This is a genomic window from Curvibacter sp. EU05-FHT14A10, assembly GCF_058791075.1.
Genome location: NZ_JBYTDE010000015.1, coordinates 69979 through 85008, shown reverse-complemented (window position 1 = coordinate 85008; position 15030 = coordinate 69979). Strand labels below are relative to the sequence as shown.

Here is a 15030-nt window from a genome sequence, read left to right as displayed (position 1 = left end):
ATCCGCTCAACTCAATGCAACAGACGCGGCAAGGCCAAAAAGCCCAGCAAGGTGGTGTCGAAGTCTTCAGGGGCCTCCAGCTGCGGCATGTGGCCGGCCCCGCGCAGCACGGCCAGGGTGCAACTGCGGCCGATGCGGTCGGCCATCGGCTTCATGAGCTCAGGCGGCGCCACGCGATCGAACTCGCCCGCCACCAGCAAGGTGGGCACATGGATGCGCTCCAGATCCTCCTGGCGATTGAAATACGTGGCTTCTGCGCTGATGCGGCGGTAGGCCGAGGGGTTGATCTGGGCCATGGCATGGCTGGCCAGCAGCACGCCTTCAGGGAGGGCACCGGGCCCGACCAGCCGGGGAAGGTTGAACTCGGCCCATTGAGCCAGGTTGTGACTGACCTCCAACTCGGGCAGCGGCTCGCCCTCGGTGCCGCCGGAGGCATCAAACCCCCGGGCCAGCGAGGCGCACAGAATCAGACGGTTGACCAGTTCGGGGCGGCGCGCCACCACTTCCTGGGCCACCATGGCGCCCACCCCTTGACCGATCAGCACCACGCTGCCCGCCTTGAGGGCCTCGATCAGGTCGATGCAGCTTTGGGCCAGCCCCTTGAAGGAACAAGGATCGATGGGGGTGCTGCGGCCATAGCCCGGCATGTCCCAGGCCACGGCGCGGTAGCCGGCAGCGGCCAAGCTTTCCACCTGCGGCGCAAAGGTGAGGTGCCCGCCCAGCACATCGTGCAGCATGAGAACGGTCGGGCCGGCGCCCAAGGTGGTGAAGGCGGGGAGAGCGTTCATGTTGGATCGGGCAGGACGGAGGTGGGACGCGGAACACAGAAGCCCGGGCTGACTGCCAGCACGGTCATCGGACCAGGCGGCGGCAGGCAAAAGGCTGACGGCCCATAATAGCCCATCCATACCCCATTGATCGCCTGTGACCGCCCTCACATCTGCCCCAGCGCAAGCCCGTGCGCCCAGTTTCTCAACCCGCGAGTTCCGCAACTCGCTGGGCATGTTCGCCACCGGCGTGACCATCGTGACCGCACGCGCCGCCGACGGGGTGCTGGTGGGCCTGACAGCCAATTCGTTCAACTCGGTTTCCCTGGATCCGCCGCTGGTGCTGTGGAGTCTGGCGCGCGCGGCGGCCTCGATGGGCGTGTTTGCCACCGGGTCACACTATGCGATCAATGTGCTGGCCGCCGACCAGAAGGATCTGGCCGAGCGCTTCGCCTCGAAGACGGTCGATCGGTGGGCCGGCGTGGCCTATTCAGAGGGCGTGGGGGGTGCGCCGCTGCTGGCCGGGGCCGCTGCCACCTTTGAATGCTTCAACCGCAGCCGCTACGAAGAGGGCGACCACGTGATCTTTGTGGGCGAGGTCGAGCAGTGCGCCCACCGCGATGGCGCGTCACCGTTGCTCTACCACGGTGGAAAGTTCTACACAGAACACCCTTTATGACCGTTTAACGCGCGTCGGGGAGTTCGATCTTGACTTCGAGGACTTCGAGGTTGTCCTGGCGTTCGAGGTGGACCTTGATGTCGTCGGCGTTGATGGAGACGTACTTCGAGATCACGGCCACGAGTTCGCGTTGCAGATCGGGCAGGTAGTCGGGGCTGGCAGCGCTGCGGCCGCTGCGCTCGTGGGCCAGGATGATCTGCAGCCGTTCCTTGGCCACACTGGCGGTCTTCTTCTTTTCACCGAGCAGGAATGACAGGAAGGACATGGGTCAACGTCCTCCGAACATGCGCTTGAAGAAGCCGGGCTTGACCGCCTCGACGAAACGCATCGGCTTGTCTTCGCCCAGGAAGCGGGCCACCACGTCCTTGTAGGCCTCGGACACATCGGTGCCCTGGGCGTGGATGGCGGGGGTGCCCTGGTTGGAGGCCTGCAGCACAGCCTCGGACTCGGGGATGACGCCGATCAGCTTGATGCGCAGGATGTCCTGGATGTCTTCGAGCGACAGCATCTGGCCGTCTTCGACACGGCTGGGGTTGTAGCGCGTGATGAGCAGGTGCTCCTTGATGGGCTCCTTGCCTTCGATGGCGCGTTTGGTCTTGGAGCCCAACATGCCCAGGATGCGGTCCGAGTCGCGCACCGAAGACACCTCGGGGTTGGTCACCAGCAGGGCCTCGTCGGCAAAGTGCATGGCCATGAGCGCACCGGTCTCGATGCCGGCCGGCGAATCGCACACGATGAACTCGAAACCCATGCCGATCAGGTCGTTGAGCACGCGCTCGACGCCGTCCTGGGTCAGCGCGTCCTTGTCGCGGGTCTGCGAGGCGGCCAGCACGAACAGGTTGTCGCACTGCTTGTCCTTGATCAGGGCCTGGTTGAGGTTGGCCTCGTTGTGGATCACATTGATCAGGTCGTACACCACGCGACGCTCGCAACCCATGATCAGGTCGAGGTTGCGCAGGCCGACGTCAAAGTCGATCACGGCGGTCTTGTGGCCGCGCAAGGCGAGGCCGGATGCAAAGCTGGCGCTGGTGGTGGTCTTGCCCACGCCACCTTTGCCGGAGGTCACGACGACGATCTTGGCCATGTGTTGCGAGTCCTTGGTTCTTGTAGAAATAGCTTGAATGAGGGCGGGCTCAAAGCGCTTCGATGAGCAGCTTTTCACCCACCAGGCGGATCTGGGCAACCTTGCCGGCCACTTCGGGCGGCAGGGCCACTTCGGTGGTGCGGTAGATGCCGGCGATGGACACCAGCTCGGGCTCCAGGCAGGTGCTGAAGATGCGAGCCTCGGTGTTGCCGCGGGCGCCGGCGATGGCCTTGCCACGCAGCGGGGCGTAAACGTGCACGTTGCCGTCGGCAATCACCTCGGCGCCATTGCTGACCAGCGCCAGCACCACGATGTCGGCGCCACGCGCATACACCTGCTGGCCCGAACGCAGGGGCTTGTCGATCACCACGGTGCCCGGGCCGGCCACCGGCACTTCGACCTTGACCTCCCGGATCACCTCTCGCACGACTTCCTGGACCTCGATCTGGGGCGACTCATGGCGCTGGGACAGCACCACCTCGGGCACGTCGATCAGACCGGCCGCAACGGCAGCGGCCGTCTGGGCCGGGTTGCCGCCGCGCACGGCGACCGGGAGTACCCGGTGACGCCGCAACAGGGCGATGAGGGCCGGAAAATCGAGCGAAGCCTCGCTGTCGCGGACCGCGCTCAGATCGATGACCAACGGGTCGTTGGAAAAAAAGTCGGGCGTGTCGCTCAGGCGGCGTGTCAGGTCGGCCACCAGCGCCGCAGCGTCGGTGGTCTTGATCAACAAGGCCACCAAGGGCAAGGTGGCGCTCTTGAAATCAAAATGGGCGCGGGCAGAGCCCGTGGTCACACCGGTCATGGATGGCTTGTGGTACGCAAAATGGGTCAAGTTTACAGCGCGACACAAGGCCGGCCACTGGCAATTGATCGGGAATGGCAGCGCCACCTCGGTGACCACTCATGCATTGACGACGTCCTATCATCCAAAAATGAGTGTCACGCGCAAAAACCACCTCGACGGCCTGGCCCTGAGCCTGTTGCTGGCCTGCTGTCTGTTCTGGGGCTTCCAGCAAGTGCTGGTGAAGGCCACGGTGCCCGAGATGGCGCCGGTGTTCCAGGCCTGGCTGCGCTTTGCGCTGGCAGCCGCCCTGCTCTGGGCCTGGTGTCGCTGGCGTGGGGTGGCGCTGTTCCAGCCCGATGGGGCGTTGGGCTGGGGTCTGTTGGCCGGCGCCCTGTTTGCCGGCGAGTTCGTGTGCATCTATGTGGGGCTGCAGCACACCACGGCCTCGCGCTTGACGGTGTTTTTGTACACCTCGCCGTTCTGGGTGGCGCTGATCCTGCCGCGCTTCCTGCCTACCGAGCGGCTGCGCCGGGTGCAATGGGGGGGCCTGGTGCTGGCCTTTGGCGGCGTCCTGGCCGCCTTGGGCGAACGATTGGGGGCCGGCCCTGGCGGCCAGTGGCTGGGCGATCTGCTCGGACTGATGGCCGGCCTGATGTGGGGGCTGACCACCGTCGTGCTGCGCAGCACGCCGCTGGGCCGGGTGGGGCCTGAAAAACAACTGTTCTACCAGACCGCGGTGTCGGTGGCCTTGCTGCCCCTGGTGTCGCTGGCCCTGGGCGAAAGCTGGGCCTGGCCGCCCAGCGCGTTTGCACTGGGGTCGGTGGCCATCCAGGCGGTCGTCGGGGCCTTTGCCAGCTACCTGACGTGGATGTGGGTGCTGGGCCATTACCCGGCCACCAAGGTGTCGGCCTTTGTGTTCCTGACCCCGGTGTTCGCGCTGGCCGTGGGGGCCGGCTGGCTCGGCGAAGCGGTGACCCCTGGCCTGGTCGGGGCCCTGGCCCTGGTGGGCACGGGCATCGTGCTGGTGAACCGGCGATGAAACCGATGCCCAGCCCGACACCCGCCCCTCAGGCCGGATGGGCCGCGGCCCGACGAGCCGCAAAGTCGACATACCAGTCGAGGCAGGCGGCATTGGCCATGGCGTCCTTGTTGATGACTTTGTCGATCGGCTGACCCAGCAGCAACTTCTTGATGGGCAACTCTTGCTTCTTGCCGGTGAGGGTGCGCGGGATCTCGGCCACCTGAAAGACCTCGTCGGGCACGAAGCGCGGCGACAAAGCCACCTTGACGGCGTCGTTGAGACGCTGGCGCAGCGCGGCATCGAGGGTCAGGCCCTCGCGCAACACCACGAACAAAGGCATGTAGCTGTCACGGCCCAGGTACTCGAGGTCGACCACCATGGAGTCGAGCACCTCGGGCAAGGCCTCGACCGCGCGGTAAAGCTCGCTGGTGCCCATGCGCAGGCCATGGCGGTTGATGGTGGCATCCGAGCGGCCATAGATCACGCAGCCGCCGTCAGCACCGATGCGCAGCCAGTCGCCGTGACGCCACACGCCACCGGCCTCGGGCCCGGCATCGCCCCCCCCGGGCCGCCGGCCATGGCCGGCGGGGTACATGTCGAAGTAGCTCGACAGATAACGCCGCCCGCCCTCATCGCCCCAGAAGAACAGCGGCATCGACGGGATGGGCTGGCTGCAGATCAGCTCGCCCACCTCGCCCTGCACGGGTTGGCCCTGCTCGTTCCAGGCCTCGACCGCACTGCCCAGCATGCGGCACTGCATCTGGCCCGGCACCTGGGGCAGTTCGCGGTTGCCACCGATGAAAGCCCCTGCAAAGTCGGTGCCACCGGAGATGTTGCACCACCAGATGTCGGCCTCGGGCGCATAGGCCTCGCGTCGCTCGTGCTCGCCCGAAGCAGCCGCCCGGGCCTGGCGCAACTGATGGAACTGTGCCGTGCCCCAGCGCTGCACCTCCTCGGACAAGGGTGAGCCCGTGGTGCCCAGGGCCCGCACCGCGCCGAGGTCGCCCACCGAGGGCAGGTCCACCCCGGCCTTCATGCAGTTGGCGAAAAAGGCCGCGCCCGCACCAAAAAAGGTGACCCCGGTCTCAGCGGCAAAGCGCCACAACGTGTGCCAGTCCGGCTTGTCGCGGCTGCCGCCGGGGTTGCCGTCAAACGTGACGCAGGTGGTGCCACTGAGCAGGCCACTGACCTGGGCGTTCCACATCACCCAGCCGGTGGAGCTGTACCAGTGGTAGCGCTCACCCCAGGAGTTGGCCTCATAGCTGCAGCCGATGTCGTTGTGCAAGGTCTTCAGGGCCAGGGCCACCAGCACCGTGCCGCCATGGCCATGCACGATGGGCTTGGGCAAGCCGGTGGTACCGCTGGAGTAGACGATCCACAAGGGGTGATCGAAGGGCAGCCACTCGGGCTCGAAGGCTGCGGTGGCCGCCGCATCGGCCACCAGGGTTTGCGCCCAGGGCGTGGCCCCGGGCAGCTGGGCCGCAGGGTCGAGGTTGCCGTGCAGCACCAGGTGCTGCACGCTGGGCAGGGCCTGGCGCAATTCAGCCACCACCGACAAGCGGTCATGGTCGCGCCCGCCGTAACTGACCCCATCGCAGGCGATCAGCACCTTGGGTTCGATCTGCTTGAAGCGGTCGAGCACCGCATGGGTCCCCATGTCGGGCGCACACAGGCTCCACACCGCCCCCAGGCTGGCGGTGGCCAGAAAGGCGATCGTGGCCTCCGGGATGTTGGGCAGATAGGCGGCCACGCGGTCTCCCCGCTGCACGCCCTGGGCACGCAGGTGCAGGGCCAGGGCCGCCACCTGACGGCGCAGTTCGGGCCAACTGAGCTCGCGTTGCTCACCCTTCTCGTTGCGGCTGATCCAGGCCGCAAAGCCGGCCTGGTGAGCAGGCTGCACGTGGCGGAACACCTGCTGCACGTAATTGACCTGAGCCCCCGGAAACCACACGGCCCCCGGCATGGTGTTGCGCGCCAGCACTGCCGCGTGCGGGGTCGGCGACTGCAGCTCGAAATAGTCCCAGATGCTCTGCCAGAAAGCGTCCAGTTCGGTCACCGACCAGCGCCACAAGGCGTCATAGCGGTCGAAGGCCAGGCCGCGCTCGCGCTGCAGCCACTCGCGGTAAAGGGTCATCTGCGGGCGGAACGGGGCCGGGCCCGGGGGGCTCATGGTCATGTCTTGCTGTCTCCTTGAGACCCAAGGGTAGCAGCGGCCCAGGCCGCCCGTCAGCCGGGATGTCCCGCGGTCTGGCGGCCTGCGTGTCACGGGTTTGACAAGGCGCCCCTCATCTGATGGACCGGGCATTCCGGCCCCTGGCGCCCCACAAGGCCTTGGCGGGTCTCCACCATAGGCACCATGGCCAGCGCCCACGACAGCCATTACAAGCTTTTGTTCTCACACCGCGAGATGGTGCGCGATCTGCTGCTCGGCTTCGTCCCGGGCGAGTGGTCGCAAGCCGCTCAATTCGACACCCTGGAGCGCGTCAACGCCAGCTACGTGAGCGACAACGACCGGCAGCGCCACGATGACATGGTGTGGCGACTGAAGGTGGGGCCGCATTGGGTCTGGGTGTACCTGTTGCTTGAGTTCCAAAGCCAGCCCGACGAATGGATGGCCGTTCGGATGATGGCCTATGTGGCCTTGCTGGCTCAGCACCTGATCAAAGAGGGTCAAATGGCGCAGGGCAAGCTACCTGCCCTGATCCCCCTGGTGCTTTACAACGGTGGCCGCAGTTGGAAAAGCCCGACCAACGTGGCCGAATGCTTCAGCCCCAGCTTGCCGGGTCTGGCGCCGTTCCGCCCCCAATTGCGCTACCACCTGATCGACGCCACCCGGCTGCAACTGTCGCCCACCCCAGGCGCGCGCAATGTGGCGGCCGCTCTGTTTCAGCTGGAGCGCAGCAATACGCCAACCGACATCGCGCGCTTGGCCGCCGCCGTGGGCGACGTCCTGCTGGCCCCTGAACATCAAGCCCTGCGCCGAACCGTCAACCTCTGGCTGCGACGCCTGATCCGGCGCAAAATGCCGGACATCGCCGCCGCCGAACTCGATCAGATCGACGACCTTTTGAAAGGCCCCACCATGCTCGAAGAAACCCTGGAGCGTCTCTACACCGAAGCGATTGAAAAAGGCCTGGCCAAAGGACAGTCGATCGGGATGTCCCAAGGCCTGTCTCAAGGTTTGTCCCAAGGCCTGTCCCAGGGCGCCAGCCAACTTCTGAGCCGACTCCTGGAGCAGCGTTTTGGCCCGCTGCCAACGTGGGCCAGCCAGCGCCTTCAGTCGGCGACGTCACCTCAGTTGGAGCATTGGGCCGATCAGCTGTTCACCGCTTCGACCCTGGAAACCCTGCTCGCAAGCCCGCACCCGGCCGGCTGAGGTTCACAGATGCACCGCCTCAAAGGCCGGGTGCAACTCGTCAATCCAGTGGTTGAGCTCATCCTGATTGACGTGAAGGTGGGCCAGGCAGGTCTCGCCGTGCTGACCCCACTCGCGTGAGGGCGCCAGCAGTTCGTGCTGACCCACCAGGTACTCGGCCATCAGGCCCATGGCCACCAGGTGGCGCACGGTGTCCGGGAAGCGTTCATCGTCCAGGCAGGCAAAGTCATGGTGCAGCCAGATGGCCTGGGCCACCTCGTCCGACAGGCGCCAGGTGCGCGCCACGATGGCGCCGACCACGGCATGGTCGGTGCGGTGGTTGGCGTTTTCGGTCTGGGTGAAGGTGCGGTCCTTGCGGGCCAGGGCCTCGGTCAGCGTGCCCGAGTAACCCCGCACCGCACGCATCATCACCGGAATGCCCACATGGCAGAACAGCCCGAAGCTGTAACCCAGGCCCGGGTCCAGGCTGTAGAGCTGGCGCCCGATGTGCTCACAGGCAATGGCGCGGCGCTGTGAACTTTCCCAAAAATGCTCCAGCAGCGCCGAACGCACCGGCAAGGCGTGTGTGACCAGAAAACCGGTCAGCAACTCCACCGAAGGCCGAACCCCCAGCACCGTCAACGCCATGCCCACGGTGTTGACTGGCTGGGCCAATCCATGCAGCGGACTGTTGGCCTGGCGGATCAAGGCGGCGGCCATGGCCACATCGGCGGCGGCCACCTGGGAAATCTCCTCCACATCGGGCTCGCGTTGGGAGACCGCCTGTTGCAGACGCACCAGCAGCTCCGGGCAAGGAGGGATCAGGATGTCGCGCACAGCCGGGTTGCGGCGGGCAGCTTCGATGTCGGGAATGGGCAGCTTGGAAGTCACAAGGTGGCGGGCTGGAGGCCCGTCGCTGGTTGGCGCAAGAGCCCCGATTGTCGTATCAATTTGTTAACAGAACCAGCACAAAAACCACTGCTGGGTCAAACGCCTATCACGTTTGTCAAAGCGCGAACACTCCGTACTGCCCCTGCCATTTACCGCCCATCTCCCTGCTAGCATTCGCCGCATTTCTAACCAAGCAGACAGGATTTCAGCATGGGACTATTCGACTGGCGGCTGCGCAGCCCCGAGGTGTTGCAGCAGGGAGGGGTGATCGGCCCGGATGAACGGCTGCCCTGGGGGCAGACCGCGCTGATGGGGGTACAGCACGTGATCGCCATGTTCGGCGCCACCGTGTTGGCCCCGATCCTGATGGGCTTCGACCCCAACATTGCGATTCTGATGAGCGGCATCGGGACGCTGGTGTTCTTTCTGATCACCGGCGGCAAGGTGCCCAGCTACCTCGGATCAAGCTTTGCTTTCATCGGCGTGGTGATCGCGGCCTCCGGCTATGCCGGCAAGGGCCCGAACGCCGGCATGGCGGTGGCGCTGGGCGGCATCGTGGCCTGTGGCGCGGTCTACACCGCCATTGGCGCCCTGGTGCAGGCCGTGGGCACGCGCTGGATCGAACGCCTGATGCCGCCGGTCGTCACCGGTGCTGTGGTGGCCGTGATCGGCCTGAACCTGGCCAGCGTGCCCATCAAGAACATGGCGGCCAGCAACTTCGACAGCTGGATGCAGGCCGTGACCTTTGTCAGCGTGGGCCTGGTCGCCGTGCTGACACGCGGCATGCTGCAGCGCCTGCTGATCCTGGTGGGCCTGATCGTGGCCAGCGTGATCTACGCGGTGTTGACCAATGGCCTGGGCCTGGGCAAGCCGCTTGACCTGTCGGGCGTGGCCAACGCAGCCTGGCTGGGCCTGCCCGGTTTCACCAGCCCGGTGTTCAGCGCCAACGCCCTGCTGCTGATCGCCCCGGTGGCCATCATCCTGGTGGCCGAAAACCTGGGACACATCAAGGCCGTGACCGCCATGACCGGCAAGAACCTGGATGCCTACATGGGCCGGGCCTTCATCGGTGACGGTGTGGCCACCATGCTTTCGGGCAGCGCGGGCGGTACCGGCGTGACCACCTATGCCGAGAACATCGGCGTGATGGCCGCCACGAAGATCTACTCCACCGCCGTGTTCGCCTGCGCCGCCGTGCTGGCCGTGGTGCTGGGCTTCAGCCCCAAGTTCGGGGCCGTGATCCAGGCCATCCCGTTGCCCGTGATGGGCGGGGTGTCCATCGTGGTGTTCGGCCTGATCGCCGTGGCCGGGGCCAAGATCTGGGTGGACAACAAGGTTGACTTCTCCGACAACAAGAACCTGATCGTGGCCGCCGTGACCCTGATCCTGGGCACCGGCGATTTCACCCTGAAGTTCGGTGACTTCGGCCTGGGCGGCATCGGCACCGCCACCTTTGGCGCCATCGGCCTGTACGCCCTGCTGAACCGGCGTTCGGCCTGAGCAAGCGTCCCCGGCCTGCCTGGCCGGGGCATGGGGGCACCCTGCCCCCTGCGCACGCCGATTGCGCTACCCTCGGGCCTCCACACCTCAGGAGGATTCCCATGACCCCGACAGCCTCGACAGCCTCGACAGCACGTTCCCGTCTTGCCCGCCTGTTCGGCGGCGCCACCTTGCTGGCGCTGGCCCTGGCCGGCTGTGCCAGCGCCCCGACCGGTCCTCGGGCCGTGGCCGATCTGCAACCCACCCGGGGCAACAACGTCAGCGGCCGCCTGAGCTTCAGCCAGAGCGGCGATGGGGTGCGCGTGAGCGGCCAGATCACCGGCCTCAAGCCGAATGCAGAGCATGGTTTTCATGTGCACGAAAAAGGGGACTGCAGCAGTGGCGACGGCATGAGCACCGGCGGCCACTTCAACCCGGGCGGCAGTGCCCATGGCCGGCACGATGCCGGCGCCCACCACGTGGGCGACCTGCCCGTGCTCAAGGCCGACGCCCAGGGCGTGGCCCGGGTGGACTTCGAAAGCCGCGGCATCACCCTGGTGGCCGGCCCGCAGAGCATCGTCGGCAAAGGCCTGATCGTGCACCGCGACCCGGACGACTACACCACCCAGCCCACCGGCAACTCCGGCCCGCGCGTGGCCTGTGCCGTGATCCAGGCCGGCTGAGCCCCGGGCGAAGGCCGCCCGAGCCCCCTCTTGGGGGCGTCAGCCCACGAAGCGGCCCGAAGCCCCCAGCACCCCCAGCTCGACGTAGTGCGAGCCGACATAAGGCGCACTGCCGAAGTCGACCACAAAGCCCCCCAGGTCGAGCCCGCGCACCCCGGCCAGCGCCGAGCGCAGGCGGGCCCGGTTGACGTCCTTGCCAGCCCGGTCCAGGCCTTCGGCCAACACCCGGGTGTTGATGTAGCCCTCAAAACTGCCCGGTGAGAATTCGCTCTGTCCCGCGGCCCGCATGGCCGCCTGGTAGTCACGCACCACCGCGATCTTGGCCCGGTTCGGGTCAGGAAACACCATGGTCAGCGCCACGCCGCTGCCCAGGGGCCCGAGCGCCTTCACGCCTTCGTTGCTCAGTGCCACACTGAGGCCGACCACGGGCATGGACGGCGAGGGCTTGCGCAAGCTCGTCACCAAGGCCTGGGACACGGCCCCTGCCGTGGCCATGAACACCGCACTGGGCTTGGCCGCCAGCACCTGGTTCACCACTTCGGTCAGGTTCTTGCCCGCCGTGTCCAGCGCCACCTGGGCCACCGCCTTCATGCCCTGGCCCTCCATGGCCTTGAGGGCATCGCCCAGCACCTCGCGACCGAAACCGTTGTCCAGGTAGACGATGGCCAGCCCGTTGAGGCCCATCGAGCCCAGGCGCTGGATCAGGCGCTGCGTCTCGTCGGTGTAGCTGGCACGCACATGGAACAGGTTGCGGCTGCCGGCCTTGCGCAGCGAGCTGGCACCGCTCAGCGGCGCCACATACGGCAAGCCGTTGTCCTCGATGACGGGCAGGATGGCCGTGTTGTTGGGGGTGCCCACGCAGGACAACAAGGCCAGCACGCCCCCGTCGCCGGCCATCTTGCGCACATTGTCCAGGGTGCGGTTAGGCTGATAGGCGTCGTCCACCATCTGCAACTGCAGGCTGCGCCCCTGCACCCCGCCGCGGGCATTGATCTGCGCCATGGCGGCATCGATGCCCAGCTTGAGATCCTGCCCCAAGGCGGCCAGCGGGCCCGACAGGGCCGCCGAAGAGCCGATCACCACACTGCGGCCGGACACCCCCTCCTGCGCCCGCGCCAAGCCGATCAAGGCCGGCGCCGCGGTAGCGGCCAACAGCCGGGGAGCAAGGGACAGAAATTGACGGCGTTGAGACATACCAAGCTTTGAAGAATCAGATCTAAACCCCCAGTCTGCCATTTGAGCCCGTATGTCGTCATTGGGGATGGCCCGCAATGCCCGCCCCGCCCTGAAGCCAAGCCCGCGCACACCATATGCATGTCACTTTTATGTATTTGGACGTTGTATCAAACGACCGAATAATTACTTTTCCTTATTTAAAAGCCCTCAGCCCTTCAAAAAATGAACTTTCAGCAACTGCGCTCCGTTCGCGAAACCGTGCGCTGCGGCTTCAACCTGACCGAGGTGGCCAACGCCTTGCACACCTCGCAGCCCGGTGTGAGCCGCCAGATCCGCGAGCTGGAAGAGGAACTGGGGATTGAATTGTTTGTGCGCGCCGGCAAGCGCCTGACCGGCCTGACCGACCCGGGCCAGCATGTGCTGCCCATCATCGAGCGCATCCTGCTCGACAGCGCCAACCTGCGCAAGGCGGGGCAGGAGTTCGTGGCCCAACAGAACGGCCAGCTCTCGATCGCGGCCACCCACTCGCAGGCCCGCTACGCCCTGCCGGCGGCGGTGCAGGAGTTCCGCCAGCAGTTTCCGAACGTCAAGCTCAACCTGCACCAGGGTTCACCGCGTCAGGTGGCCGAGATGCTGCTGTCGGGCGAGGCCGATGTGGGCATCGCCACCGAGGCCCTGGCCCAGTACGAGGCCCTGGTCGCCCTGCCCTGCTACCGCTGGACCCACTCGGTGCTGGTGCCGCCCGGCCACCCGCTGCTGGACGCCCCCCTGACCCTGGAGCGCTTGGCCGCCTGGCCCCTGATCACCTACGACAACGGGTTCACCGGCCGCACCCACATCGACGAGGCCTTCACCCAGCGCAAGCTCGCGCCCCACATCGTGCTCAGCGCGATGGATGCCGACGTGATCAAGACCTATGTGGAGCTGGGCATGGGCGCCGGCATCGTGGCCTCGATCGCCTACGAGGCCGAACGCGACACCGGCCTGCGCGCCATCGACGCCGGCCACCTGTTCGGCATCAACCTGACCCGGCTGGCCGTGCGCCGCGGCAGCTACCTGCGCGGCTATGTGTACGCCTTCATCGAGTCGTTTGCGCCGACGCTGAGCCGCACCATCGTGGAAAAGGCCCTGCAGGACGAATCAGGCACCAGCGCCGACTACGAAATCTGAAACGAGGCCGCCGGCACGTCAGACACCCCGTAAGCCCGTCCGGCCAGCGCCTGCGCCAGCACCTGGGCCGGATCGATCAAGGTGGCGCCCGCCACCTCGGGGGCCCCGGGCAAGGCCAGCGGGATCTCGGTGCAGGCCATCAGCAGCGGCTGGTCGCCGTGGCGCTGCAGCAGGGCCCCGGCCACCTCGGCAAAACAGGCCTGCGCCAACAACCGGTCGCCGCGCTTGACCCCCTCGTAGATGCCCTGCATCAGGCGCTCGCGCTGGGCCTGCTCGGGCAGGATCAGTGCAATCCCCGCCTGCGCCAACGCCTGCTCATACAACCCACTGCGGTACGTGCCCTCGGTGGCCAGCAGAATGGCCTGCCGGGCACCACGGGCCTGCAGGGCCTGTGCCACCTCCTGCGCCACGTGCAGCAACTCCAGTTGCGGAAAACGCTCCTGCAGCCGCCCGTGCCAGGCATGCGCCGTGTTGCAGGCCATGGCCACGCTGCGCGCGCCCAGGGCGGCCAGCCGCCCCAGGGCCTGCAGCATGGGCTCCAGCGGCTGGTGCGCCCCGCTGTCGCGGTTCAGCAAGGCCCCGGTGCGGTCCGGCACCGGCACCTGGGCCAGCCAATGCTCCGGAAAAGCCTGGTCCTGCACGCCTCGGCCCAGGGCCTGCAGCTGACGCGAGCAGGCTTCGACAAACAGGCGCACAAAATCGGCCCCTGCCGCCGGCCCCATGCCGCCCAGAATGCCGACCACCTGCGGCGCAGAGAGCAATGCAGGTCCCATGATCAGACGGCGGGCTTGTCGCTCAGGGCTTTCAGGTTGTCCTTGAGCTGCGGGCTCATGGGCAGGCCCAGGGGCACGCCGCGCGGCGGAATGGGCTGCATGAACCACTTGGTGTAGAGCTTCTCGAACTCGCCGCTCTTCATCATACCGCCGATCACGCCATCGACCAGGTGCTTGAAGCCGACGTCGTCCTTGCGCAGCATGCAGGCATAGGGCTCGACCTGCAGCGACTCGCCCACCACCTCGAACTCGTCCGGGTTCTTGGCGTTGGCCTTGAGCCCGAACAGCAGGATGTCATCCATGCCGAAGGCCAGCGCCCGGCCCGACTCCACCAGCAAGAACGAGTCGGCGTGGTCCTTGCCGAAGAGCATGTTGAAGTTCAGGTTCTTCTCGGTGCTGTACTTGCGCAACACCTGCAGGTTGGTGGTGCCGGTGGTGGTGGCCACGTTCTTGCCGGCCAGGTCGGCGTAGTCCTTGATGCCCGAGCCCTTTTTGACCAGCAGCCGGGTGCCGGTGTAGAAGTGGTTGATGGCAAAGGCCACGTCCTTGCCACGCGCTGTGTTGTTGGTGGTCGAACCGCACTCCAGATCGACCGTGCCATTCATGATCAGCGGGATGCGGTTCTGCGAGGTCACCGGCTGCCACTCGATCTGCAGATCGGGCTTCTTGAGCTGCTTGCGCACCGCGTCGGCCACCGCATTGGACATGTCCACGGCAAAGCCGATGGGCTTGGAGGGGCCATCCAGGTAGCTGAAGGGCACCGACGATTCCCGGTAGGCCAGGGTGATCTTGCCGGAGGCCGCGATCTTCTCCAGGGTATCGGCCTGCACCAGGGCAGAGCCCGTGACCAGGGTGGCAGCAGTGAGCAGCAGGGGGACCATTTTCATGAGCAGACCTCTAGAGGGGGTGAGGGATGAATGGAAGGGCGAACCGTGAAGGCCCAGTGTAGGAAGGCCTGCGCCCTGGGCGGTAATTCCTTTTCACGGCATGGGCATTACAAAAGGTAATGGACCTGCTGCCGCAGCGGGAAAGCCCTGAGCAGACCAGCCAGCCCCAAGCTGGCCAGGCCCTGAGCACCGTTGGTGCCCCATAACCTCGCTGCATGGCCCCGGCCTCGATTGGCATGAGCACAGGCGCCTGGCGCGCCCTACATTGGCAGCAGTCT

Annotated in this window: 15 protein-coding genes; 6 read left to right on the top strand and 9 right to left on the bottom strand. The window is 66.4% G+C overall.

Annotation, left to right across the window (positions count from 1 at the left end):
- Nucleotides 1-11: 11 nt before the first annotated feature.
- Nucleotides 12-788: an alpha/beta fold hydrolase gene (locus tag AC3WUT_RS23655; protein WP_492349524.1), complete on the bottom strand. Its 777-nt coding sequence runs from the start codon at nucleotides 786-788 to the stop codon at nucleotides 12-14.
- Between the two features lie 136 nt (nucleotides 789-924).
- Between AC3WUT_RS23655 and AC3WUT_RS23650 the strand changes: the two genes are divergently transcribed.
- A complete protein-coding gene (locus AC3WUT_RS23650; protein ID WP_492349523.1) occupies nucleotides 925-1446 on the top strand; it encodes a flavin reductase family protein in 522 nt (173 codons plus the stop codon).
- A 4-nt stretch (nucleotides 1447-1450) separates the two neighbouring features.
- Here AC3WUT_RS23650 and minE read toward each other — a convergent pair whose 3' ends face one another.
- Genes minE through minC form a run of 3 tightly spaced genes read right to left on the bottom strand, consistent with a single transcriptional unit; the run spans nucleotide 1451 to nucleotide 3335 of the window.
- Entirely contained in the window at nucleotides 1451-1711 is a 261-nt protein-coding gene (gene minE / locus AC3WUT_RS23645) for a cell division topological specificity factor MinE (RefSeq protein WP_019573655.1), read from the bottom strand.
- 3 nt (nucleotides 1712-1714) lie between these two features.
- A complete protein-coding gene (gene minD / locus AC3WUT_RS23640) occupies nucleotides 1715-2530 on the bottom strand; it encodes a septum site-determining protein MinD (RefSeq protein WP_492349522.1) in 816 nt (271 codons plus the stop codon).
- A gap of 49 nt (nucleotides 2531-2579) precedes the next feature.
- Nucleotides 2580-3335, bottom strand: a complete 756-nt coding sequence (gene minC, locus AC3WUT_RS23635; RefSeq protein WP_492349521.1) for a septum site-determining protein MinC — start codon at nucleotides 3333-3335, stop codon at nucleotides 2580-2582.
- 130 nt (nucleotides 3336-3465) lie between these two features.
- Here minC and AC3WUT_RS23630 point away from each other — a divergent pair, with 130 nt between their 5' ends.
- On the top strand, nucleotides 3466-4356 hold the full coding sequence (locus AC3WUT_RS23630) for a DMT family transporter (protein WP_492349520.1): 891 nt from the start codon (nucleotides 3466-3468) through the stop codon (nucleotides 4354-4356).
- Between the two features lie 28 nt (nucleotides 4357-4384).
- Here the strand turns inward: AC3WUT_RS23630 and AC3WUT_RS23625 are convergent, their stop codons facing one another.
- Nucleotides 4385-6514 (bottom strand): acetoacetate--CoA ligase, encoded by a 2130-nt coding sequence (locus AC3WUT_RS23625; protein WP_492349519.1) that lies wholly within the window; start codon nucleotides 6512-6514, stop codon nucleotides 4385-4387.
- A 180-nt stretch (nucleotides 6515-6694) separates the two neighbouring features.
- Here AC3WUT_RS23625 and AC3WUT_RS23620 point away from each other — a divergent pair, with 180 nt between their 5' ends.
- Nucleotides 6695-7714: an Rpn family recombination-promoting nuclease/putative transposase gene (locus AC3WUT_RS23620; RefSeq protein WP_492349518.1), complete on the top strand. Its 1020-nt coding sequence runs from the start codon at nucleotides 6695-6697 to the stop codon at nucleotides 7712-7714.
- A gap of 3 nt (nucleotides 7715-7717) precedes the next feature.
- On the opposite strand, the gene AC3WUT_RS23615 is transcribed toward AC3WUT_RS23620, so the two are convergent.
- The gene (locus AC3WUT_RS23615) at nucleotides 7718-8584 is read right to left on the bottom strand and encodes an HDOD domain-containing protein (protein ID WP_492349517.1); all 867 of its coding nucleotides are present in this window, start codon (nucleotides 8582-8584) and stop codon (nucleotides 7718-7720) included.
- A gap of 210 nt (nucleotides 8585-8794) precedes the next feature.
- Between AC3WUT_RS23615 and AC3WUT_RS23610 the strand changes: the two genes are divergently transcribed.
- Nucleotides 8795-10084, top strand: a complete 1290-nt coding sequence (locus tag AC3WUT_RS23610) for a solute carrier family 23 protein (RefSeq protein ID WP_492349516.1) — start codon at nucleotides 8795-8797, stop codon at nucleotides 10082-10084.
- A 101-nt stretch (nucleotides 10085-10185) separates the two neighbouring features.
- Nucleotides 10186-10746 carry a superoxide dismutase family protein gene (locus AC3WUT_RS23605; protein WP_492349515.1) on the top strand — a complete coding sequence of 187 codons (561 nt, stop codon included), beginning with the start codon at nucleotides 10186-10188 and terminating at the stop codon, nucleotides 10744-10746.
- A gap of 39 nt (nucleotides 10747-10785) precedes the next feature.
- Here AC3WUT_RS23605 and AC3WUT_RS23600 read toward each other — a convergent pair whose 3' ends face one another.
- Nucleotides 10786-11940 (bottom strand): ABC transporter substrate-binding protein, encoded by a 1155-nt coding sequence (locus AC3WUT_RS23600; protein ID WP_492349514.1) that lies wholly within the window; start codon nucleotides 11938-11940, stop codon nucleotides 10786-10788.
- Nucleotides 11941-12144: 204 nt separating this feature from the next.
- Between AC3WUT_RS23600 and AC3WUT_RS23595 the strand changes: the two genes are divergently transcribed.
- Complete coding sequence (locus AC3WUT_RS23595; protein ID WP_492349513.1) at nucleotides 12145-13092, top strand: CysB family HTH-type transcriptional regulator; 948 nt, start codon at nucleotides 12145-12147, stop codon at nucleotides 13090-13092.
- Here the strand turns inward: AC3WUT_RS23595 and AC3WUT_RS23590 are convergent.
- Both AC3WUT_RS23590 and AC3WUT_RS23585 read right to left on the bottom strand, forming a co-directional pair.
- A complete protein-coding gene (locus AC3WUT_RS23590) occupies nucleotides 13080-13865 on the bottom strand; it encodes an aspartate/glutamate racemase family protein (protein WP_492349512.1) in 786 nt (261 codons plus the stop codon). The genes AC3WUT_RS23595 and AC3WUT_RS23590 overlap by 13 nt on opposite strands.
- A gap of 2 nt (nucleotides 13866-13867) precedes the next feature.
- The gene (locus tag AC3WUT_RS23585; protein ID WP_492349511.1) at nucleotides 13868-14752 is read right to left on the bottom strand and encodes a transporter substrate-binding domain-containing protein; all 885 of its coding nucleotides are present in this window, start codon (nucleotides 14750-14752) and stop codon (nucleotides 13868-13870) included.
- Between the last annotated feature and the right edge of the window lie 278 nt (nucleotides 14753-15030).

Bases quoted from the DNA above. Each gene is read 5' to 3' on its own strand.
- AC3WUT_RS23605 (WP_492349515.1), top strand. From the start codon at position 10,186: ATGACCCCGACAGCCTCGACAGCCTCGACAGCACGTTCCCGTCTTGCC.
- AC3WUT_RS23610 (WP_492349516.1), top strand. From the start codon at position 8,795: ATGGGACTATTCGACTGGCGGCTGCGCAGCCCCGAGGTGTTGCAGCAG.
- minD (WP_492349522.1), bottom strand. From the start codon at position 2,530: ATGGCCAAGATCGTCGTCGTGACCTCCGGCAAAGGTGGCGTGGGCAAG.
- AC3WUT_RS23590 (WP_492349512.1), bottom strand. From the start codon at position 13,865: ATGGGACCTGCATTGCTCTCTGCGCCGCAGGTGGTCGGCATTCTGGGC.
- AC3WUT_RS23630 (WP_492349520.1), top strand. From the start codon at position 3,466: ATGAGTGTCACGCGCAAAAACCACCTCGACGGCCTGGCCCTGAGCCTG.
- AC3WUT_RS23620 (WP_492349518.1), top strand. From the start codon at position 6,695: ATGGCCAGCGCCCACGACAGCCATTACAAGCTTTTGTTCTCACACCGC.
- AC3WUT_RS23600 (WP_492349514.1), bottom strand. From the start codon at position 11,940: ATGTCTCAACGCCGTCAATTTCTGTCCCTTGCTCCCCGGCTGTTGGCC.
- minC (WP_492349521.1), bottom strand. From the start codon at position 3,335: ATGACCGGTGTGACCACGGGCTCTGCCCGCGCCCATTTTGATTTCAAG.
- AC3WUT_RS23585 (WP_492349511.1), bottom strand. From the start codon at position 14,752: ATGAAAATGGTCCCCCTGCTGCTCACTGCTGCCACCCTGGTCACGGGC.
- AC3WUT_RS23655 (WP_492349524.1), bottom strand. From the start codon at position 788: ATGAACGCTCTCCCCGCCTTCACCACCTTGGGCGCCGGCCCGACCGTT.
- AC3WUT_RS23625 (WP_492349519.1), bottom strand. From the start codon at position 6,514: ATGACCATGAGCCCCCCGGGCCCGGCCCCGTTCCGCCCGCAGATGACC.
- minE (WP_019573655.1), bottom strand. From the start codon at position 1,711: ATGTCCTTCCTGTCATTCCTGCTCGGTGAAAAGAAGAAGACCGCCAGT.
- AC3WUT_RS23595 (WP_492349513.1), top strand. From the start codon at position 12,145: ATGAACTTTCAGCAACTGCGCTCCGTTCGCGAAACCGTGCGCTGCGGC.